The organism is Succinivibrio faecicola, assembly GCF_019448115.1.
GTDB classification, from domain to species: domain Bacteria; phylum Pseudomonadota; class Gammaproteobacteria; order Enterobacterales; family Succinivibrionaceae; genus Succinivibrio; species Succinivibrio faecicola.
In genome coordinates, this window is the sequence record NZ_JAGFNY010000025.1 from 1 (window position 1) to 22,514 (window position 22,514).

General features: G+C 36.3%; 18 protein-coding genes. 13 read left to right on the top strand and 5 right to left on the bottom strand.

The features are described from left to right. The 3 genes from J5V48_RS07130 to J5V48_RS07140 form a co-directional block, all read left to right on the top strand. Positions 1–411 (top strand): PD-(D/E)XK nuclease domain-containing protein (locus tag J5V48_RS07130; RefSeq protein WP_219937885.1); only part of this gene is annotated, 411 nt, incomplete at its 5' end. 231 nt (positions 412–642) lie between these two features. Next, positions 643–1,317 (top strand): YczE/YyaS/YitT family protein, encoded by a 675-nt coding sequence (locus J5V48_RS07135; protein WP_288136270.1) that lies wholly within the window; start codon positions 643–645, stop codon positions 1,315–1,317. Positions 1,318–1,414: 97 nt separating this feature from the next. Next, positions 1,415–2,578, top strand: a complete 1,164-nt coding sequence (locus tag J5V48_RS07140; RefSeq protein ID WP_219937887.1) for an MFS transporter — start codon at positions 1,415–1,417, stop codon at positions 2,576–2,578. 386 nt (positions 2,579–2,964) lie between these two features. On the opposite strand, the gene rpsT is transcribed toward J5V48_RS07140, so the two are convergent. The 3 genes from rpsT to J5V48_RS07155 form a co-directional block, all read right to left on the bottom strand. After that, positions 2,965–3,228, bottom strand: a complete 264-nt coding sequence (gene rpsT, locus J5V48_RS07145; RefSeq protein ID WP_219937888.1) for a 30S ribosomal protein S20 — start codon at positions 3,226–3,228, stop codon at positions 2,965–2,967. Between the two features lie 244 nt (positions 3,229–3,472). After that, a complete protein-coding gene (locus tag J5V48_RS07150; protein ID WP_219937889.1) occupies positions 3,473–4,669 on the bottom strand; it encodes an extracellular solute-binding protein in 1,197 nt (398 codons plus the stop codon). A 29-nt stretch (positions 4,670–4,698) separates the two neighbouring features. Continuing rightward, a complete protein-coding gene (locus J5V48_RS07155) occupies positions 4,699–5,907 on the bottom strand; it encodes an extracellular solute-binding protein (protein WP_219937890.1) in 1,209 nt (402 codons plus the stop codon). A gap of 320 nt (positions 5,908–6,227) precedes the next feature. Between J5V48_RS07155 and ribF the strand changes: the two genes are divergently transcribed. From ribF to J5V48_RS07180, 5 genes are all read left to right on the top strand, one after another. Next, positions 6,228–7,175 (top strand): bifunctional riboflavin kinase/FAD synthetase, encoded by a 948-nt coding sequence (gene ribF / locus J5V48_RS07160; protein WP_219937891.1) that lies wholly within the window; start codon positions 6,228–6,230, stop codon positions 7,173–7,175. A 22-nt stretch (positions 7,176–7,197) separates the two neighbouring features. Next, a complete protein-coding gene (gene ileS / locus J5V48_RS07165; protein WP_219937892.1) occupies positions 7,198–10,026 on the top strand; it encodes an isoleucine--tRNA ligase in 2,829 nt (942 codons plus the stop codon). Then, entirely contained in the window at positions 10,026–10,538 is a 513-nt protein-coding gene (gene lspA / locus J5V48_RS07170; RefSeq protein ID WP_219937893.1) for a signal peptidase II, read from the top strand. The genes ileS and lspA overlap by 1 nt, the downstream gene beginning before the upstream one ends. 29 nt (positions 10,539–10,567) lie before the next feature. Next, positions 10,568–11,509, top strand: a complete 942-nt coding sequence (gene ispH / locus J5V48_RS07175) for a 4-hydroxy-3-methylbut-2-enyl diphosphate reductase (RefSeq protein ID WP_219937894.1) — start codon at positions 10,568–10,570, stop codon at positions 11,507–11,509. A 269-nt stretch (positions 11,510–11,778) separates the two neighbouring features. Then, positions 11,779–13,050: an O-acetylhomoserine aminocarboxypropyltransferase/cysteine synthase family protein gene (locus J5V48_RS07180; protein ID WP_219937895.1), complete on the top strand. Its 1,272-nt coding sequence runs from the start codon at positions 11,779–11,781 to the stop codon at positions 13,048–13,050. A 71-nt stretch (positions 13,051–13,121) separates the two neighbouring features. On the opposite strand, the gene J5V48_RS07185 is transcribed toward J5V48_RS07180, so the two are convergent. Both J5V48_RS07185 and J5V48_RS07190 read right to left on the bottom strand, forming a co-directional pair. Then, positions 13,122–13,532, bottom strand: a complete 411-nt coding sequence (locus J5V48_RS07185) for a hypothetical protein (protein ID WP_219937896.1) — start codon at positions 13,530–13,532, stop codon at positions 13,122–13,124. A gap of 58 nt (positions 13,533–13,590) precedes the next feature. Continuing rightward, a complete protein-coding gene (locus J5V48_RS07190) occupies positions 13,591–16,455 on the bottom strand; it encodes a valine--tRNA ligase (RefSeq protein WP_219937908.1) in 2,865 nt (954 codons plus the stop codon). A gap of 391 nt (positions 16,456–16,846) precedes the next feature. On the opposite strand from J5V48_RS07190, the gene J5V48_RS07195 reads away from it, so the two are divergent. The 5 genes from J5V48_RS07195 (at position 16,847) to lptF (ending at position 22,512) form a co-directional block, all read left to right on the top strand. Next, positions 16,847–18,142, top strand: a complete 1,296-nt coding sequence (locus J5V48_RS07195) for a GGDEF domain-containing protein (protein WP_219937897.1) — start codon at positions 16,847–16,849, stop codon at positions 18,140–18,142. Positions 18,143–18,250: 108 nt separating this feature from the next. Beyond that, entirely contained in the window at positions 18,251–19,579 is a 1,329-nt protein-coding gene (gene mltG / locus J5V48_RS07200; protein ID WP_219937898.1) for an endolytic transglycosylase MltG, read from the top strand. Positions 19,580–19,620: 41 nt separating this feature from the next. Next, complete coding sequence (tmk, locus tag J5V48_RS07205) at positions 19,621–20,277, top strand: dTMP kinase (protein ID WP_255557757.1); 657 nt, start codon at positions 19,621–19,623, stop codon at positions 20,275–20,277. Further along, positions 20,270–21,385, top strand: a complete 1,116-nt coding sequence (locus J5V48_RS07210) for a hypothetical protein (RefSeq protein WP_219937899.1) — start codon at positions 20,270–20,272, stop codon at positions 21,383–21,385. Before tmk ends, J5V48_RS07210 begins: the two co-directional genes overlap by 8 nt. A gap of 2 nt (positions 21,386–21,387) precedes the next feature. Continuing rightward, complete coding sequence (gene lptF / locus J5V48_RS07215) at positions 21,388–22,512, top strand: LPS export ABC transporter permease LptF (protein ID WP_219937900.1); 1,125 nt, start codon at positions 21,388–21,390, stop codon at positions 22,510–22,512. Positions 22,513–22,514 lie beyond the last annotated feature (2 nt).

Below are 22,514 nucleotides of genomic sequence, written 5' to 3' on the forward strand. Positions count from 1 at the left end.
GGTGATTGTGAAACTGCATCAGATAAAATCTATGATTTACTGCTAAATTATGTATCAGTAAGAGATTTTGCAACAAAATCAAAACCTGAAAACTACTATCATGGTTTCTTATCAGGTGTATTTGCAAGTTGTGGCGATTATATAAATGATTTCAAATCAAATACTGAAACTGGCAATGGATATGCAGATATTACATTCCTAGATAGAAGAAAAAAGAAAGCTGTCATTCTTGAACTGAAAATAGCACAAAGCACTAAAAATTTAAAGGAAACAGCATTACAAGCTATTAAACAGATTGAAGATAAAAGATATGCTGAAGAATTCTTTGATGATGTTATATCAGATATATACTGCTATGGTATCAGCTTTTATCAGAAAAACTGCATTATTGAAGTGAAAAAGATTAAATAATCAGACTTTTGACTTTAGCTTATCCTTACTAATATACCAGAGTTCCTAAATAGTTAAAGAAATTGATTTTTAACAGCAAATGTGGTGCTAAAACACATTTATGAGCCGACTTTCAGTTAAATATCAAAATGCACAGTTGAGTTAATTTTCTTCTTTTCTCTTGAATTTGCTAGGTGGCAAGAGTAAATTTCTGCACGAATAATTCACTCTTATTACAAATATATTCTTATTATGTTTTCTATTTCAAAATCTATTCTTAAAAGGTATGCTGTATTTATACTGTCAGTAATGATCCAAGGTATTTCTATTTCTGTTATCACTTATGCAGACATAGGAACAACTCCAATTTCATCACCAAATTATGTTCTTTCACTTCATTCATCTCTGACACTCGGTGATACAACACTGATTTTTAATATTCTTCTTGTTGTTCTTCAGATCCTTTTGGTATTTCTTGGTGAAGATAAACTAAAAGATCATGCTGTTCGTCTAATAATGCAGCTTCCTATATGCATTCTGTTTTCAATCATGATTGATCTTGCAACCAAGATTATGATTTTTATTCTTCCTGAGAATATAGGATATATAACATCATGGCTGCTTGTGATAACAGGAACATTCCTACTGGCTCTTGCAGTTGCGTTGAGTGTGACCGCAAGTGTGGCAATGATATCTGGAGAATATTTCATCAAACTCTTTGCTCCACTGGTTCATAAAAGCTTTAGTTATGTAAAGACTTGTTTTGATGTTGTTTTAGTTTCATCTGCTGTTATCATTTCTTTATTTCTAACTGATTTTTGTGCAATAGAAGGTGTTCGAGAAGGTACCGTTTTTGCTGCATTAAGTACTGGTCCTATAGTGCATTTTATGATCCCAAGATTAAAGTGGATAACAAAATATTTTTAAAAAAACAGGTTAATATTGTGTATAAAACAATAGAACAAAAAAAATCTGTTTTGTAATAGAATGCCAAATAGTCAATAGTTTTATAGGACTGTTACTTATGAATAATAAAAGAATGCTTCTTGCAAATAAACTTTCTTTTGGTATTTTAGGAGCACTTGAAGCAGCCTGGGCTCCAATGGTTCCATTTGTAAAATCATCAATGAATCTTAATGATGGACAGTTTGGACAGCTTCTTTTGTCTATGGGCTTAGGATCTCTTATTGCTCTTCCTTTAGTTGGACCTTTAGTGTCCCGATTCGGTCCAAGAAAAGTAGCTATAAGTTCAGGAATTCTTCTTGGTTTAAATCTATTTGGAATTACAATTGTTGATTCACCTTATCTTGTAGCATTCATGCTTGCCCTGTTTGGGGCATCCTTAGTTTCCATCGATGTTGCATCAAACATTAATGCAGTTGTGGTTGAATCAATATTCAAAAAACCACTTATGTCTGGATTCCATGGAGGATATTCACTTGGTACACTTGTAGGAGCGATGATTGTATCAATGCTTCTTACATTGGGCTTAAGTGTAAGTATGGCTGCACTTTTCATGTTTATTTCAATGTCTGTGCTTTGTCTAATTTCTCTTCAAAGCCTTGTATCTGAAATAAAATCATTCAATGAAGAAAATTCAACTGAAAAGTCTGATGATTGCAAACACAGAAAGTTCAACATTCCACCTGTAATCATTGTTCTTGGAATACTTTGCTTTATCATGTATGCATCAGAAGGTGCTCTTCTTAGCTGGACAGCTGTTTTTGCCACTCAGAACAGAGGAATAGATCCTACAACAGCAGGATATTTCTATACTTTCTTTGCAATTACAATGACTGTATCACGTTTTACAGGAAATTCTATTGTTACAAAATTCGGAAGAAGACTTACTGTTGTAACAGGAGCTGTGATGGTTTCATTAGGCTTTATGATAACCGCAATAGTTCCATACAGTATAGGTATGATGATTGGCTTTAGTATCATTGGTCTTGGTGCAGGCAATATCGTACCACAGCTTGTTTCATTTACAGGAACAGTAAAGGGAATAAGAGTGCAGTCAGCTATTTCGCTAATAAATGCTGTTGGTTACTCAGGTATTCTTTTAGGACCAGTTATCATCGGACATGTATCTAATATGAGCTCACTTGAGTGCAGTTTTGAACTTTTAGGAGCGGCAGTAGCAGTTGTTGCTTTGATAAGTTTCTTCCTTATGAAAAAGAAAAATTAGTTTTTCTATCACAAAGATCGGTCTTTAAGACCGATTTTTTTTGCATTGAATTTTGATAAAAGAAAGAATGAATTGTGCTTATATAAAAAAATAGCCCATTGCAAGTTATCAATGGGCCTTCAGGAATATATTATGAAAAAAGTCACACCAGCTAGTATTCAAAAAATCTGTAATCTTAACTGATATACTTCTTAGAGTGCTAAAAAATAAAAAAGTTCAAAAAATTTTTAAAAAATTTAAAAAAAATAGAGAAAAGTAAATAACCAATTGAAATGTAAGAGATTAATAAAAAATATTTTTTTTGCAGAAGATGTTTTAGATAGAAAAAATCGTTTAAAAAATAAAAAACCTCGCATCAAGCGAGGTTTCCTATGAAAAAGAATGGATTACTCCATGTTCTTAATCTTTGCTGCAAGTGTGCTCTTATGACGAGCTGCTTTATTCTTGTGAATTAAGCCCTTGCATGCGGCACGGTCTAAAACTGGCTCAGCAATAGCGAAAGCTTCGGTTGCTTTAGCCTTATCGTTAGACTCGATAGCCTTTAAAACATTCTTGATTAGAGTGCGCATCTTTGAACGTGCAGCAACATTACGCTGACGTGCTTTCTCAGCAATAACTACGCGCTTCTTTGCAGATTTAATATTAGGCACAGATAGCTCCTGACATTTAAATAAATTGCCACTGTCCTTATTGATGTGGCACTAAAAAATATTGCTGTATTCTAGCAAAAAAAAATAAAAATTGATAGCTAGATACTAAAATTTGAACGCTATTTTACAATAAATTTTTATTCAATGCCAAAAGAATATTAAAAAAAAAACTTCTTTTGCTTGTTGAATAAGAAAAAAACAAGGCTGACAATAAGTCAACCTTGCTTTAAGAGGCGTATTATGACTATTCCTTAATTTCTTTTACAGCCTTATCTAAAATTGCCTTGATATCAGCTTTTTCATTTTTAATTGCATCTTCAAAAGCATCTTCCATGCTCTCCCAAACATCTTTCATTTTTGGATCAGATGGCATGTCAATGGCATTTGCAGCCTGATTTGCCATTGCTGTTGCAACTTCATCCTGAATTATCAGTGGATTTGCTAGCAGTTCTTTTACAGGTGGAAGTTCAGCGCTCTTTTGATATCTAATCATTGCATATCTTGGCTGACTTGCGTAAACAAGGAATTTTTCTACAAGATCCTTATTTTTTGATTTCTTTGCAATTGCATATCCCTTTACACCAAAGAAAGGTGCAATTCTCATTCCGTTAGAGAGCTTTGGTAAAGTGCCAACCGCAAAGTTCACTCCACTACGCTTGTATTTGTCTAAAACCCAAGGTCCGTTGATAACTGCAGCTGCCTGGCCATTGATAAACATGTCATCAATAACATCTAAACCTTTTTTCTTATCAAGCGCAGTCTTTGGAATATAGTTTCTTGTGTAATCAGCTACAAGCTTGGTTCCCTTTACAGCACCATCATTGTTAAGTCCTATGTCATCGGTATTGTATGTTCCATCTGAATTTATACCGAAAATATATGAACCATATGCTGACAGGAATCCATAGCTGTAATACAGATTATCAAGTTTACCGATAAGACCGTATTTTCCTTGTTTTTGACGCTCTTTTGCTAAAGCTTCATATCCAGCCATAGTATCAATAGGATCCTTGATGATATCTTTGTTATAGAAGATAACTAAAGACTCAATGGAACGAGGTATAGCATAAGCTTTATTATTAACTGTAAAAGGTTTTACAGAAGCAGGAATGAATTTTGTTTTTTCTGTATTCATAACAGAAATATCAGCAACAATCTTCTTCTTTATCGCTTCATTAACTTTGTCAGAAATTAAAATGAATGCATCTGGAAGGCTCATTCCGTTTTTGCTCAGTTTTTGAACTTCTTTAAACTGCTTAATTGAATCTTTTTCAACTAATACAACTTTGCAGTCATATTCTTTTTCAAAGTCCTTTGCAGCCTGTTCAAGACTTGATGCCTTGTTCAGATCTTCCCATACTGTAATTGATGTTTTTGCAACTGCAGTACCGCAAAGAGCAATACCTAACAGCACAGCAGATAAGACGGTTAATTTTTTCATGATGAATCCTTTTATCTTATTAGTTAAAACTATTTGTCATACTGAGCTTTGATATTTTCAACAGCTGTATCAAGCAGTTTTTTTGTATCTGGATGTTTAGATGAAATAGCCTGATAAAGAGCATCATTCATAGGCTGCCAGACATTACCTATTTCCTTGATTGAAGGCATTGGATCTGCTTTTTCTGCCTGAATAGCGATACCTGATGCAAAATCATCATTCAGAATAAGAGGATTTGATAAAACTGTCTTCAATGGAGGAAGTTCTGCTGTTGCCTCATAACGTTTTATGGCATTTTTCTCTTCATTTATGACCTGTATGAATTTCATTGCAAGCGATTTGTTTTCAGATTTTGCATTTACAGCATAACCTTTACATCCAAAGAATGGTCTTGGACTTTTACCATTTGATAGAAGAGGCAGAGGTGCAATACCGTAATTTACACCAGCTTGTGCAAATTTTTGTAGTGACCAAGGTCCAGTAATTACTGCTGCAGCTTTTCCCTTTATGAAAAGTTCGTCCATAAGATCCCAACCTTTATCTGTGGACATATCTTTTGGCATGTGGTTTTTTGCAAAATCAGATATCATAGAAAGACCATCTGATGCATTATTGAAATTCAGTCCCACATCATCTCTGTTGTATGAACCGTCAGCATTGATACCGAAAATATATGCACCGAATCCACTTAAGATTCCATATGATAAATAGAAATTATCAAATTTTGCAAGAAGTCCATATTTTTCTGTGCCTGCATGCTTTTTAGAATAATCTATATATTCATTGAAAGTTTCAAAAGGATATTCAACAACATCCTTGTTGTAGTAAACAACAAGTGTTTCAACACTTCTAGGAGAAGCATAATATGTTTTGTCTAATTTAAAAGCATCAGCAGTTGCTTTTAGATACTGTTCATGATCTTCATTCATAAATTCAAGAGGACTAACAGCATTCTCATGAATTGCCATCCCTAATTTATCTGACATCATTATGAATACGTCAGGGGATCTTTCATTTTTTGAATTAAGTTCAATTACCTTTTCAATCTGATGAACTGTATCATATTGAGACAATTCAATTTCGCAGTCATATCTGTTTTCAAATTCTTTTGCAACTTTTGTAAGTGCCTGAATTCCATTTTGATCCGATTCCCAAACAATGAGTTTGTCTTTGGCAAAAGCCTGATTGCCAAGAAGGCATAAAGATAGGCAAAAAGCAATTTTTGAAAGTGTTTTCATGGTATCTCTCTTATAGCTGTAATATATGGAATATGAACAGTGGTTCATAGTATTGCTATAGGTTAAAAATCAGGTTTGAGCAAAAAACTTATTAAAAAAATGTAAACGCAGTCATGTAAATACTGTAGAGAATAACCAGTCAGAAAAAAGTAAGGAATTCCCATTTCATCAATAAATGCAGTTTGGAAATGAGAAATTTAAGCAAGTTTGCGTGAATTTAGGTATAATTAGCATTTATATTCGAAAACTGTCGGTATTTTTAGATATTTGAACTGATACTGCAGTGATGAGATCTTAAAGAAAAACTGTTTGAGTAGAGAATGCGTTTAATCCGCTGTCTGTCTGATTTTAAAGGAACAAAAAGAGGAATTGCCTTAGCTATAGGCAATTTTGATGGTCTTCATAAAGGTCATCAGGCTGTGATTGAACGAATGGAACTAGAAGCAAAAAAATATCAGCTTACAAGTGCTGTAATGATATTTGAACCTCAGCCACTTGAGTTTTTTTCAAAAGATCATTCTCCTGCTAGGATTTATTCAATTAGAGATAAACTTCAGGCTCTTGAAGTCTGTGGCGTAGAGCTTGTCTTCTGCATGAAGTTCAATAAAGAATTTGCATCGATGAGTGCACAGCAGTTTGTCGAAGAGCTGCTGTTTGAAAAACTCGGTGTAAAAAGTGTAACTGTAGGTACCCTTTTCAATTTTGGAAAAGGCGGTATGTACACAATTGAAGATATCCGACAGATTGGCGAAAAATTTGGTATGAAAGCTCAAGCTATTGAAGGTGTAAATCTCAATGGAGAGCGAGTATCAAGTACCCTTATAAGATCATATCTGCAGATGGGTAAGCTTGACCTTGCAAAAGATGCTTTAGGTCGTTATTACTCAATGTCAGGTAAGGTGGTTCGGGGAAATCAGATAGGAAGAACATTGGGTTTTCCTACTGCAAATGTGAACATAAACCGTCTTGTCTGTCCTTTACGAGGTGTTTATGCCGTAGCAGTTTTGCTAGGTGGAAAGCTCTTCAAGGGAATGGCCAACATAGGATACAGACCTACAGTGGTACAAGGACAGAAAAAGTCTATTCTTGAAGTTAATATATTTGATTTCAATGAGGATATTTACGGTGAAAATATCGTTGTATTCTTTATCAAAAAGATGCGCGATGAAGTGAAATTTTCAAGTATTGATGAATTACAAGAAACGCTTTTGCAAGATAAAAAGAACACAGAGGATTTTCTTGTAAGCAAAAATTTTGAAGGGTTTTAATTTTATTATTTGGTAGAAAAAAATGGCTGATTATAAAAATACCTTAAATCTTCCTAACACTGAGTTTCCAATGCGCGGTAATCTTGCTGCACGTGAACCTCTAATGCTTGCAGACTGGGAAAAGAGAAGTCTGTATCAGAAGATTCGCACTGCAAGAGCTGGTGCAAATATGTTTGTTCTACATGATGGTCCTCCATATGCAAACGGCAACATTCATATTGGTCACTCAATTAATAAGGTATTAAAGGATATTATTGTAAAGTCAAAGACCTTAAGCGGTTTTGATTCTCCTTATATCCCAGGTTGGGACTGTCATGGTCTGCCAATTGAAGTAAAAGTTGAATCTCTTGTTGGAAAGCCAGGCGTTAAGGTAGACGCAGCAACCTTCAGAAAAGAATGCCGTAAATATGCTCAGTCACAGGTTGACGGTCAGCGCAAGGATTTTAAGCGTCTTGGCGTATTAGGTGACTGGGAAAAACCATATCTGACCATGAATTATAAGACTGAGGCTGATACTTTAAGAGCTTTAGGCAAGGTTATTGAAAACGGTCATTTTGTACGTGGTTTAAAGCCTGTTTACTGGTGTATTGACTGTCAGTCTGCTTTAGCAGAAGCTGAAGTTGAATATGCTGATGTAAAATCAGATTCTATCTATGTTCGTTTTGCATCAACTGATGATGAGAAAGTTCTATCAACCTTCAATGCAAACGGTCAGGGCGAAGGTCCTATCTCCTGCGTAATATGGACTACAACACCTTGGACTTTACCTGCAAACAGAGCAATCTGTATGAATGATCAGCTAAAGTATTCTTTAGTTCAGGTAGAGACTTCAAACGGTAAAGAGCGCTTTATTATGGCAACCGATCTTATCGAGACTGTAATGAAAGAGTGCTCAATTGAAAACTATTCAGTTCTTGGTGAGGAAGTTTCAGGAAAGGCTTTGGAGCTTCAGCGTTTTGCTCATCCTTTCATCAACATCACAGTTCCTGTAATTCTTGGCGCACATGTAACCTTAGAGGCTGGTACAGGATGTGTTCATACTGCAGGTGGCCATGGTCTTGACGATTACAATGTATGCGTAAAATATGGTCTTGAAATTTACAATCCAGTAGGCCCTAATGGCTGTTTTAAGGATGATGTTGAGTTCTTTGCAGGCCTTAACGTATTAAAGGCTAATCCATCAGTAGTTGATGTATTAAAGCAAAAAGGTGCACTAGTAGCATTAAAGGTTATCTCTCACAGCTATCCACACTGCTGGCGTCATAAGACCCCTGTAATTTTCAGAGCAACTCCTCAGTGGTTCATTTCTATGGACGGCAAGGGATTAAGATCAAATGCTCTTGAGGAAATCAAGGGAGTAAAGTGGATCCCTGCTTGGGGCCAGAACAGAATTGAGGCAATGGTTAAACAACGTACTGACTGGTGTATTTCACGTCAGAGAACCTGGGGTATGCCATGTGCAGTTCTAATCAATAACGAAACAAATGAGATCCATCCTGATACTCCTGCAATCATTGAGAAGATTGCAAAGGCAGTTGAAAAGGATGGTATTCAGGCTTGGTGGGATCTGAAAGTTGAAGATCTTATCGGCGCAGAAGAGGCTAAGAACTATCACAAGGATCCAAATACTCTTGATGTATGGTTCGACTCAGGTTCAACTCAGTTCTCTGTTGTTGATCAGCGTGAAGAGTTTAAGGGCCACAGTGCAGATTTATACCTTGAAGGTTCAGATCAGCACAGAGGCTGGTTCATGTCATCTTTAATGCTTTCTGTTGCAACTAAGGGTTATGCTCCATATAAGCAGGTTCTGACTCACGGCTTTACAGTTGACGGTCAGGGCAGAAAGATGTCAAAGTCACTAGGTAATGTTATTGCTCCTCAGGAGATCATCGATAAGTTAGGTGCTGATGTATTACGCCTGTGGATTGCTTCAAACGACTATACAGGTGATATGGCTGTATCTCACGAGATTTTCAAGCGTTCATCTGATGCATATCGCCGTGTTCGTAATACTGTAAGATTCCTTCTTGCAAACCTCAATGGTTTTGACCCTCAAACAAATACTGTTGAGTTTAATGATATGGTTGAACTTGACAAGTGGGCAGTATCATTAACTGCAAAGACACAAAAAGAAATCATCAAGTGCTATGACGAGTATGATTTCCACAAGGTTGTTCAGTTACTAATGAACTTCTGTTCAATTGAGCTTGGTTCATTCTATCTTGATATTATTAAGGATCGTCAGTATACAGCCAAGGCTGATTCAAAGGCACGCAGATCATGTCAGAGTGCTCTTTACATCATTGCTGAGGCATTAATCCGCTGGATTGCTCCTATTCTTTCATTCACAGCACAAGAAGCATGGGAAGCAATGCCAGGTAAGAGAGATGAGTTCGTATTCACATCTAAGTGGATAGAGAATATCAATGAGCTTGATGAGTCTTCAGAGTTCAATTCTGAATACTGGCAGAGAATGTTAACTTTCAGAAACGAAGCTAACAAGGCAATTGAGACAGCTCGTAACAATGGAGTTATCGGTGGCTCTCTTGAGGCAAATGTTAAGGTATTTGCAAAAGATCAGCTGTTAGCTGACCTTCAGAAACTTGATAATGAGTTATGCTTCATGCTCATCACATCAAAGGCACAAGTTGTTTCAGAGGCTGCACCTGAAAATGCATTCAAGTCAGAAGTTCTTGACTGTGCTTTCATTGTTGAGAAGTCTCAGGCTAAGAAGTGTGAAAGATGCTGGCACTATGAGGATGAGGTTGATGCTGATCCTGAGTTCCCAGGTCTTTGCCCTCGTTGTATCGAGAACATTAAATCTTCTGGCGAAAATAGACGCTTTGCATAATGTTTAAGATTAGCTTCTATAAAAAAGCTAACGGCTGGAAGTATCTAGCCGTAAGCCTAGCCGTAATTATTCTTGATCAGCTTACAAAGGGGCTAATCAGGAATAATATTGAACTTAATTCCATTGGTTATTCTGTAACTCCTTTTTTCAGCATAGTCCATGTCCATAATGAAGGTGCTGCTTTCAGTTTTCTATCTGATGCAGGTGGCTGGCAGAGATATTTTTTCCTATCTGTCTCATCACTGATATCTGTATTTTTATTCTTTTATCTTTTAAATACTGATAAAGCAAAGAAGTATACCTGTATTTCAGTTACACTGATTTTAGGTGGTGCTATTGGAAATCTGATAGATAGAGCTGTTTTGTCCTATGTTGAGGATTTTCTGCTGTTCTACTTGAAAACATCAGATCACACATATGTATATCCTGCATTTAACGTTGCAGATATTGCAGTTTGCGTTGGAGCCTTCTTACTTGTACTAATCAGCATTTTTACCAAAGAAAGCAAATAATCTTATTCTCTTAGAGGAGATGAAAATTCGTGTGTAAAACAGTAAATCTTGCAAGAGCACGTGGAATGTGTGCAGGTGTTGACAGAGCAATAAAAATTGTAAATCTTGCCCTGGACAAGTACGGTACTGATAAGGTTTATGTTTTACACGAAGTTGTTCACAATAAGCACGTTGTAGAGTACTTGAGAAAGAAAGGGGCTCATTTTGTTGACAGCTTTGAAGAAATCTCATCACCAAAGGATAAAATCCTTATCTTTTCTGCCCATGGCGTTGGCATAGAAACTTTCAATAAAGCAAAAGAGCTTGAATTTAAGATAATAGATGCAACATGTCCAGTGGTGTCTGGTATTCACAGAAAGATGAATAAAGCCGGAATTAATGGACTTGATGCTGTTGTGATAGGTCATAAGGGGCATCAGGAAGTTGTTGGTACTGTAGGACAGTACATTGGTGATAGAAACAAAGTCCATGTTGTTCTTACCCCAGAAGATGTTGCACAGTTGTCTATCGATCCTGATAATTCATTTTTCGCAACTCAGACTACCTTAAGTATTGACGAGACAGCAATAACAATACAGGCTCTAAAACAAAAGTATCCATCTATTGTAGGTCCTAAGGATAATGATACTTGCAGAGCTACACAGGTTAGACAGAATGCTGTAAAACAGATTGCTGCAGTTTCTGATGTAGTGATTATTGCTGGATCAAAAAATTCTTCAAATTCAAACAGATTGAAGGAAGTTTCAGAAAGTCAGGGTATACAAGCTTATCTTGTAGATGACAGTTCTCAGATCGATCCTATGTGGTTTAAAGATGCAAATAGTGTAGGGCTGTCAGCAGGAGCTTCTGCTCCAGAGTATGTGATAGAGGAAATTCTGTCATTTCTAAATACACTAGGATTTATCACCGTTGTTGAATGCGGTGATGAATTAAAGGAAAAAACATTTCCCTTAAAAGAAGATCTGATTTAAATCAGAATTTTAGTCTGCTGATGATATAGTAAATTACTATAACTGACTATTAAAAAATAGTATTATCTTTAATATCTTATTAGTTATAGACTTTGTCTATTAAGATTCATTAAGAAAAATATATTTCACTATTTATTGCAAAATGCAGAATGCGACTATACTTGATTTGTTTTTCTGCTAAGTAAGTTTAATTCAATTTTATTTATAAATTGTTCTTTCCTTGAAGGTCACAGAATCCTATAAAAGTAAGGATAGAATCAGGAGAAAAAATGAAAGATTCAACAAAATGTCTTCACTCTGGTTATAAGCCAGGAAATGCAGGTCCAGGTGCAATGCCTATTTACCAGAGTACAACTTTCAGATACGAGAGTACTCAGGCGATTGCTGATCTTTTTGATTTAAAGACAGATACTCCTTTTTATTCAAGACTTGGCAACCCAACATGCAGTTTTGTTGAGCAGAAGATAGCTGCTCTTGAAGGTGGTGTTGGTGCTATGCTTACATCATCAGGTCAGGCTGCAACATTAACAGCTATTTTAACCATTGCCAAGGCAGGTGATCATATTCTTTGCTCATCAACCGTATACGGTGGTACCTTCAATCTAATGGCCGTGACATTCAAGCGCATGGGTATTGATGTTACATTCTTTGAGCAGAGTGAAACTGATGAGCAGGTAGAGGCAAAAATTAAACCAAATACCAAGGCTATCTTTGGAGAAACTTTAGCAAATCCAGCATTAACAATCTTTGATATTGAAAGATTTGCTAATATTGCCCACAAGCATGAAATTCCACTGATTATCGACAATACATTCGCTACACCAATTTTATGTAAACCTTTTGATTTTGGTGCTGATATTGTTGTTCATTCAACCACAAAGTACTTTGATGGTCATGCAGTTCAGGTTGGTGGCGTTGTTGTAGATTCAGGCAAATTTGACTGGGCAAAATCATCAAAATTCCCAGAGTTTGTAACTCCTGATGAGTCATATCATGGTCTTGTTTACACACAGACATTTGGTAAGCTTGCTTTTATTGTTAAGGCTCGTGTACAGATTATGCGTGATCTTGGTTGCTGTCAGAGCGCACAGGCTGCATTCTATATCAATCTTGGTATTGAAACACTGCCATTAAGAATAAGAAAGCACTCAGAGAATGCACTTGCTGTAGCAAAGCATCTTCAGTCACATCCAAAGATTTCAAGAGTAATTTATCCTGGTTTAGAGTCTGATCCTTCATACGAGTTATCAAAGAAATATCTAACTGATGGATTATGTTCTGGAGTATTATCATTAGATATTAAGGGTGGTAGAGAAGCAGGAGCAAAATTCATTGATAATGTTAAGCTAGCCTCTCCAGAGGTACATGTTGCTGATATCAAGACATGTTTGCTTCATCCTGCTACTGCAACTCACAGACAGCTTTCAGACAAACAGCTAGAAGAGTGCGGTATCACTCCAGGTTTAGTCCGTCTGTCAGTAGGTTTAGAAGATCTTGATGATATCATCAGAGATATCGATGAGGCCTTAGAGAAGGTTTAAAGATCAATTAAGCTCTGTAAAAACAGAGCTTGAATACATAAAAAAATGAGCCTGAGGCTCATTTTTTTTCTCTATTCCTTGGTGATATCAAAAACTTTCTTTTCAGGTCCAACTTCAATATAAGTTCCTGCAGATTTTGTGCTGCTTTCAATTGAGAAGTAACCTACCTCATCAATATTTCTGAGATCATATATTCTTATCTGACCGATATTACCATTAGAGCATTTAATTGTTCTTCTTTTAAGAATTCTGTTTGATTCTAGAGGAACTCCGTTGAATTTTGCCTTTACGGGAGCACCAAAACCTATGATATAGATTTCAACTTTATCAGAAAAAACTTTTCTTATACCTACATCCAATATCTTTTCACTGCTTTTGTTTTTTAGCTTGTCATTCAGGTTACAAAGATAATTATCAGTAAAAGCAAAGCTAGATGAGCAGTATAAAAAAATGAAAAGTATAAGATATTTGAAATGTTTCATATGAATTGATGGGAGTAAATATAGCCTCACCAAATGGTGAGGCTTAAACTGAAATGAATTAGAGGTTCTTCATTTCCTCAAGCTGAGCCTGAACTTTAGCTAACTGCTGCTCGTTAAGTTCAAGCTGTGCCTTTGCCCCCTCAATGATCTTTGCAGGAGCCTTTGATACGAAGGCTTCATTAGATAGCTTGCTCTTAGCAGACTTAATGTTTGCTTCAAGTTTTTCAATCATGCCGTTTAGACGTTTGATTTCCTCTTCCTTGTTAACAAGCTCTTTCATTGCTAAGAGAATTTCAGCCTTGTTTAGAGGTTTTGCAACGCAAGGAGGAAGCTCTTCACCTTCATTTACGAACTTAACTGGCTCGATATTAGCAAGGTTCTCAATGAACATGAAATTATCTGTAGCACAGCGGATTTCATTTTCATTTGCACCACGCATCATAGGGGCAAGTTTTACTGAAGGGGCAACCTTCATTTCAGCTCTTAAATTACGAACTGTGGTTGCAAATTCCTTAATGAATGCGATGTCATCAAGGGCATTCTTGTCATCATCAAAATCATCTTCAACAGGGAATGCTGCATTGATGATAGTGCCTGACTGTGTCATCTTACCAACAAGTGGAGCAGTCTGCTGCCAGATAGTTTCTGATAAGAATGGCATTACTGGGTGAATTAAACGCATTACTGCTTCTAATACTTCTACTAAAGTATATGCAGTTGCATTCTTCTGTGCATCAGTTGCCTTGTCAGACTTGAGCACAGCTTTTGTAAACTCAAGATACCAGTCGCAGTACTCATTCCAGATGAACTCATAGATGTTTGATGCTACCTGATCAAATCTGAAATTATTGATAGAGTATGTAATATCAGCAATAGCCTGTCTTAGTTTTGCTCTGATGAAACGATCTGCAACGCTTAAATCAGAAGAAGCTGGTTTTGTAAGCTTCATTTGGCCAACATTCATGAGAACGAATCTTGATGCGTTCCAGATCTTGTTACAGAAGTTTCTGTAGCCATCAAGTCTCTTCATATCCCAGTTGATATCACGACCGTTTGAAGCTAATGCACATAGAGTGAAACGAAGAGCATCAGTACCGTGTGCTGCAATTCCTTCTGGGAACTGTTTTGCAGTACGCTTTGCAATCTTCTCAGCCATCTGAGGCTGCATCATATTAGCAGTACGCTTTGCAATCAGACTGTCTTTATCGATACCATCGATCATGTCTAAAGGATCAAGAACATTACCCTTTGACTTTGACATCTTGTTGCCTTCCTCATCGCGGATAAGTCCTGTTACATAAACAGTCTTGAAAGGAACCTGTGGGTTACCGTCCTTATCCTTCATGAAGTGCATTGTCATCATAATCATTCTGGCAACCCAGAAGAAGATGATATCAAAACCGGTTACAAGAGCTGATGTTGGGTGGAACATTTCAAGCTCTTTAGTGTTGTCTGGCCAGCCAAGTGTAGAGAATGTCCATAGTGCTGATGAGAACCAGGTATCAAGTACATCTGGATCCTGAGTTAAAACAACATCGTCAGATAAAGAATACTTGCTTCTAACTTCAGCTTCATCGCGAGCAACATATACCTTGCCGTTCTGATCATACCAGGCAGGAATTCTATGACCCCACCAAAGCTGACGTGAAATACACCAGTCCTGAAGGTCATTCATCCATGAGTAGTACATATTAGTATACTGAGCTGGAACGAATTTGATTCTGCCATCTTTAACTGCTTCAACAGCTGGTTTGCCAAGAACTGAAGCTTTTACGTACCACTGATCTGTTAAGAGTGGCTCGATCGGTACACCACCGCGATCACCGAATGGCTGAGATAACTTGTGATCTTCAATATGGTCAAGTAAACCAAGATCCTGAAGATCTTTAACCATTGCATCACGAGCGTCAAAACGGTCCATGCCGCGGTATTTTTCTGGGATAAAGCCTGATACGGCATCTGTCTTAACACCGTTAGTATCAAAGACCTCACATTCCTCTCGAACGCGAGCATCTTCTGTGAAGATGTTTAGCATGCAAAGTTTATGGCGCTTGCCTACAGCGTTATCGTTAAAATCGTGTGCAGGGGTAATCTTAACGCAACCTGTACCTGCTGTCATATCTGCATGAATATCAGCTACAACAGGAATTCTTCTGCCAACAAGAGGAAGAATAAGATCCTTGCCAACAACTGATTTGTATCTCTCATCAGATGGGTTAACTGCAACAGCAGTATCACCAAGTAAAGTCTCAGGACGTGTAGTTGCAACAAGCAGATAATCCTTGCCTTCTGCAGTCTTTACACCGTCAGCTAGCATATACTTGATATACCACATGTGGCCTGCAACTTCCTTGTTCTCAACTTCAAGATCGGAAATAGCTGTACGAAGCTTAGGATCCCAGTTTACAAGTCTCTTTCCTCGATAGATAAGATCTTCATCGTACAGTCTTACGAATACTTCTAGCACTGCCTTTGAAAGACCCTCATCCATTGTGAATCTTTCTCTGCTCCAGTCAACTGAAGCTCCAAGACGTCTCATCTGTCTTGTAATGGTACCGCCAGACTGTTCTTTCCATTTCCATACTCTGTCAATGAAATTTTCTCTGCCAAGATCATGTCTTGTGAGGTTTTCTTCCTTGGCAAGCTTTCTTTCTACAACCATCTGAGTTGCAATACCAGCATGATCGGTACCGCACTGCCAAAGAGTGTTATCACCTTTCATTCTGTGGAATCTGATTAAGGTATCCATGATGGTCTGCTGGAAAGCATGACCCATATGAAGAGAACCTGTTACATTTGGAGGTGGAAGAGCAATAGAGAATGACTCTTTTGATGAATCATAATTTGGTTTAAAGAAGCCTTCCTTTTCCCATTTCTGATAAATGTTGCTTTCGAAATTCTCGGGAGTATAGGTTTTTTCCATTTCCATAGCGTAAAAGCCCTGTAAGAAACTGTATATAAAAAAATTTGCTATATTCTATCAAATTTTGGGTAAAAATTGACGATTATTAAAGAAGGATCACAAATTCAGGTGTTCTACTTTGGTTAATAATATAGAAAAGGTTACGAAAATGTAATTTATGATGCCTTATTTTTGAGCAAAAAAATTTGATCTGCTCCCAAACAAATGGCAAAGAAAATACAACTAAGAGAATTAAATAACTTATAATCACTAAAGATTTATATGGATTTTAATGATGAATAGAACTTCGGCTAAACACTTTAAATATTTTATATACCTGCTTACAGCAATACTGACAGCATTGGTATATTTTTGTGTTGGCAGATATTTTTACTTGTCTTTGGCATCAGATATGGTTTCAAAGAATAACCTTGCCAGTATTGAAAGGATGAAAAATGTTTCAAATGACATGGTAAGAGACTATGACATCATTTTCCAAAATACCAATAAACTTGCAAAATTTATTCAGAACAATCCTAATGCAGAAACTAAAAAAATAGAAAGTTTCATAGGCAAAGTTCTTATGCCTCGTGACTTAGCTTTATTCTTTAACAGAAAGAACACAGACTTTGTGCATTCTTATGTTATTGCTAAGGATGATATTATTTCACTTGTTTATTCAAATCAGAAAGTTGATGCAAACGACATTTCAATCTTTACAAATGAAGAGGGAGAATACTACAAGAGGCTAGCTCGTACTAACTCTGATGAGGTTATTGTCCAAGGTCCTGTACTATCCCAAAATTCTCATGAGGTTCTTGTCTACAACCGCCAGGCCGTGTATGTGAACGGACAGTACTGGGGATACGTTGCTCTTTGTGCTGATTTTTACAAGTATCTTGAATGTATACGCCTTAATGTTTCAGATGACTACTTTGAGTATGCAATTAGATCGTCAATATACAAGGGAACATCCGATTATATTTGGGGTGATGCTTCACTTTTCAGAAAAAAGAATAAATTATCAAGACAGAAGTCCTTGTTCTTTGGTAAGCAAAGATGGGATCTTGCCTTGAAGGCTAAAACAGACGAGATAAAATCTCTTCGACTTAACTGCATTCTATTGTGTTCAGGAAGTGCACTTGTTACATATCTGTTTGCATTCTTGTTTATAGGCAGGATGTTTATGTACCGGGCCTCAGAATCAATAGATTCTCTTACAAACACTCTTCATCACAGACCTTTTCTTTCTTTATTGTCAAAGGTTCTGAAAGATAAGCACGAGCATGGACTTTTGATAATTGAAATATTGAATTTCAAGCAGGTAAATTCCATATATGGATACGAAACCGGCGACAGTGTATTAAAAGAGATATCTTCAAGACTGAAAGCTACAGTAGCATATAATGACAGATTAAGTCGAGTCGGCGGTGAGTTTATGGTACTTAAGAGAAATATCAGAACTACTATTGATATGGAACGAACAGTATCTGAAACTAGAGAAGCTCTAAGCAAGATAATATATGTAAATAGTTTTGCAATAAATCTTAAGGTTCTTGTCGGCTCATCAAATACCATCGAAACAGGAAAAGACCTAAAGACCTTGTTTCAGGTGGCAAATATGAGATTGGATGAGGACAAAATTAATCTACTCTCAGAAAAAGATAAGACTGATCCTGTAAAACAGGAAGCTAAAGCTATGCTGTAGATCTACTGCGGTAATAACTTCTTGTGTCAAACTTTTCAATGAATTTTCTTTCTAAGAATTTTCAGATCATTTATACTAAAAGTATGCTCTAAATATACAGGAAGGTCTATGTTATTTAAATATAAAAGACTGCTGTTAGCGTGTGTGGCTCTTTTTGTGCTTATTACGTTCTGCGCAGCTGTAATGGTATATAAGACCATAAATGATTTTAAAAGCTCTCCTGCAATTTTTGACAAGCAGGTTTATTCACTTAAATACGGTGAAAATGCTACTAAGGTAATTGAAGATTTTTCATCAAATCCAATAACAAAACAGATTAATAAAATTTACCTTCATTTCCATACTGAATATACAGCTGTTCAGAAAGGAGACTACCTTGTTGATGGTAAGAAGTCTCTTTTAGATCTTTTAAAAGATATGGTTCAGGGAAATGTTGTTCAGAAGATCTATCCAACCTTCCCTATTATTGAGGGAACCAACTATGCAAAGATAATGCGCAGTATTTCCAAAAGAAAAACTGAGGATAAGACATTTTTCAAGCTGATAAAAGAACCTAGAAAACTAATGCTTGAGATTTTTTCAGATGATCTTGAGCTCTTAGAATTTATCGGTGGTCCAAGAGAAAACTTTGAAGGTCTTATTTCTCCTGCTACATATCCTATGTATGAGAAAAATCCATACATGCATATGTTTAGAAAAGGAATGTTAAGACAGGCAAGGATCCTGAAAAAATACTGGAATGATCGAGAAGAGAGTGAGTTTATCAAGACTCCTTATGATGCTCTGATTATGGCTTCTTTAATTGAAAGAGAAACCTTTCTTGATGATGAACGTCCGATCATTGCTTCAGTTTTTTACAACCGTTTAAACAGAGGAATGCGCCTGCAGACTGATCCTTCTGTAATGTATGGTGTAAATCCTATCTTTATAGGTCGTCTTTCAAAGGTTCATCTATTAACTGATACTCCATATAATACATATACAAGATCAGGATTGCCTCCTACTCCTATCTGTATGCCAAGAGAGCAGTCAATTTATGCGGTGCTTCATCCATCAAAGACAGACTATCTTTTCTTTGTTGCAAAATCCCCATCACCTAAGGATGGTCACGCTTTCTCATCAAATCTTAGAGCTCATAACAGAGCTGTAAGTGCCTACAGAAAGAATATTAGAGAATTTCTTGTTTCACAGCATGAGAATGCTGATGAAAATGATGAGCTTCTAGTTGCTGAAGAAGAGGCAAATGCATCAGCAGTAGGCGAGCAGATTGCTTCAATAAAAAATGAAGAAGATAATGCCAAGAGTGAAGAGAAAACTGATGTAATCAGTGTAGAAAAAAAGAATAATGCTTCTGTTGAGAAAAAAGAATCTTTGAAAAAAGACGTTTCTGGATCTAACAGCAAGAAGAGTAAAAATAAAAACAAAGAGAATTCTTAAAAACATTTATTAACAGTATTCAATGCTGTATTCGAAAGAATATGGCAATTTTTATAAGTGAAAATAACACAATGAAAGGTTTTTTTATAACATTCGAAGGCGGTGAAGGCGCTGGAAAATCAACTCAGATAGAAAAAACAAAATCATACCTTGAGTCAAAAGGAAGGAAAGTCATTACTATCAGAGAACCTGGTTCTACACCTATTGCAGAGGATATCAGAAACCTTTTAAAATCTGTTCGCAGTGATGACAGAATGTGTGATACTGCTGAACTTCTTTTGATGTACGCTGCAAGAGCTCAATTAGTGAATACTCTTATCAAGCCGAAATTGGAAGAAGGATTCGATATTCTGTGTGATCGCCATGATTTGTCAACTATAGCCTACCAAGGTGGAGGCAGAATGATGAATATGGAAGATATCAATGCCATCAGAAATGTTGTTCTTAAGAGTTTTAGACCTGATCTTACAGTTTTAATTGATGTTCCTCCAAAAGTAGGAATGGCTCGAGCAAGAAACAGAGGCGAGCTTGATCGTTTTGAAATTTCAAATGCTGATTTTTTTGAGCGCGTAGATAAAGCCTATCATGACTATGCAAAAAATCATCCAGAAACAGTTGCAGTTGTTGATGGAACACTTAGTGTTCAGGAAGTTAGTGAGCAGATTATAAAGAACATTCAGGAAAGACTAGATGTTTGAAAGCTGGCTTTTAAATAATTACAATCAGTTTAAGCAGTCCTTGAGTCTGAATCATACTGCAAACTCAATTATTATTGCAGGTGATCCCTCTTTGGGTATTTCAAAACTCGTTTTAAAAATTGCATCTTTGTATCTGTGTTCTGACAGAATAGAAAACGAGCAGTGCAATAACTGTAAATCATGTCAGCTTTTACAGGCTGAAGAAAACCCTACTCATCCAGATCTGCTTTTTCTTCTTCCAAGTGGAGCAAATTCAAAGGAAAAGTCTGAGGATAATGAAAGCTCATCTGTAGAGCCTGTAACTCACAGTATAGAAGATTTTATCAATGACATGGATTATGATCTCAATCATCTTGAAACTTTTCAAACTGGTGGCGTTCGTCAGATCAGAGTTGAAGATGTAAAGTCATTCTGTGACTGGATCATGCAAGGATCTGTACTTGCAAATGGTAAGGTTGCAGTAATATCAAATGCACATCTTTTGAATGAATCATCGGCTAATGCACTTTTAAAGACATTTGAAGAACCTCCTGCAGATACACTTATTGTTCTTGTAACAAAGAGCTTTGATGAACTCCCTGCAACTATACTGTCAAGAGCAATGAAAATGCAGGTAAAATCTGTTTTAGGTGATGAAGCTAAGAGATTTTTACAGTACCATTACAAGGATGAGTATGATGAGGGGCGAGCAGAAATTGCTCTGACTCTTGCAAATAATTCGCCGTACAAGGCAATTGCTCTGTATAATCAGGGGCTTGACTTAAAATGCTCTTGCATAATTTCTCTGATTGATGATGTTTACTCAGGAAAAAAGTCTGAAAACGAGCTTATACAAGCTTTAGAATCAACTCAGGAACAGCAAAGATACATGATCCTTAAGGAATTTATTCTTGAGCTGTTAAAATATAAAGCAAGAATTAGTATAGATAACCTACCTTTCATGAAAAAGGTAAATGCAGCATCGTTAGGTTCAATCAGAGCAGAGGTTCTTTTCAGAGCTTCAGATGCAGTTGAGGACCTGAAACCTGTAAAAACAGGTATTCCACAAAGAGCTCCAAACTCTGTTTTGAGATCTTTTGTTGAGTTGCTACTATCAGGCAGGAATTAGAATTGATTTTACAAAAATATATTTTTAAAGATATTGTAAAAGTGCAGTTTGTATGTTTCTTTGTACTTTTTGCCGTATTCTTATGTCAGACAATAATTAAACTCCTATCTAGGGCAGCATCAGGCTCAATACCAGTTAAGGTTGTATCAGAGCTTGTTCTATATTCAATGCCAAATCTTGCCTATATTCTGCTTCCAATGACACTGTATGTTGGCATAATCGTGTCCCTGTCAAGAATGTCATCTGACAGTGAAATGGTTGTTATGAAATCAGTAGGACTGTCTGGATATTCTTTCATGAAGATCTGTTCTGTTGTTGCTCTGATTTCAGCTGTACTTACAGCGGTAAACTCTCTTTATCTGCTGCCACATGCAACCTATGAGCAGAAGGTATTGTCTGAGTCATCTAAATCAAATCCAAATTATCTACCAATAGAAAGTGGAAAATTTTCTAATTTTGGAGATTACACCATTTATATTCAGAAAGTAGATTCTGATGCAGCCAATAAAAATTTAGAGCAAGTTTTTGTTGTAAAGAGTATTTATTCTCTGAATAAGGGCAAAATATCTGAATTTATTTGTTCAAACAAAGGTTATTTGAAGATTGACAATCAGAAAAAACAGTGGCTTGTTCTTGAGAAAGGCTTTATTTACAGAAACGATTATAAAACAGGCAGTCTTGAAAAGAGTCAGTTCAGACTTATAGAAATACCTATTCCAACAGAGGAAAAGATTGAATATGATGAGTCTAACTTCAAAGGTATTCAAACATCTGATTTAATAAAGTCTAATAATATTAAAGCAAAAATTGAGCTGCAATGGCGCATTGCTCCTATTTTTGCCTGCTTTATTTTTGCTTTTATTGCAGTTCCTTTATCAATGATTAATCCAAGACAGGGTAGATTTGCAAGATTAGGCCCTGCAATTCTTCTGTTTGTCTGCTATTATCTAGCATTACTTTCTTTTAGAAATCTTCTCAATTCAGGTACGATTCCTCTTTATCCTGGAATGTACCTGGTTCCTCTGCTTTTTATTATTCTTGTTGCTATACCGTTGAATCTTGAGTCTCCAAAAATCAAGTTTAAGAAGAGAAAAAAGTTTAATAATAAGGAATCAAAAGGAAACTAGAC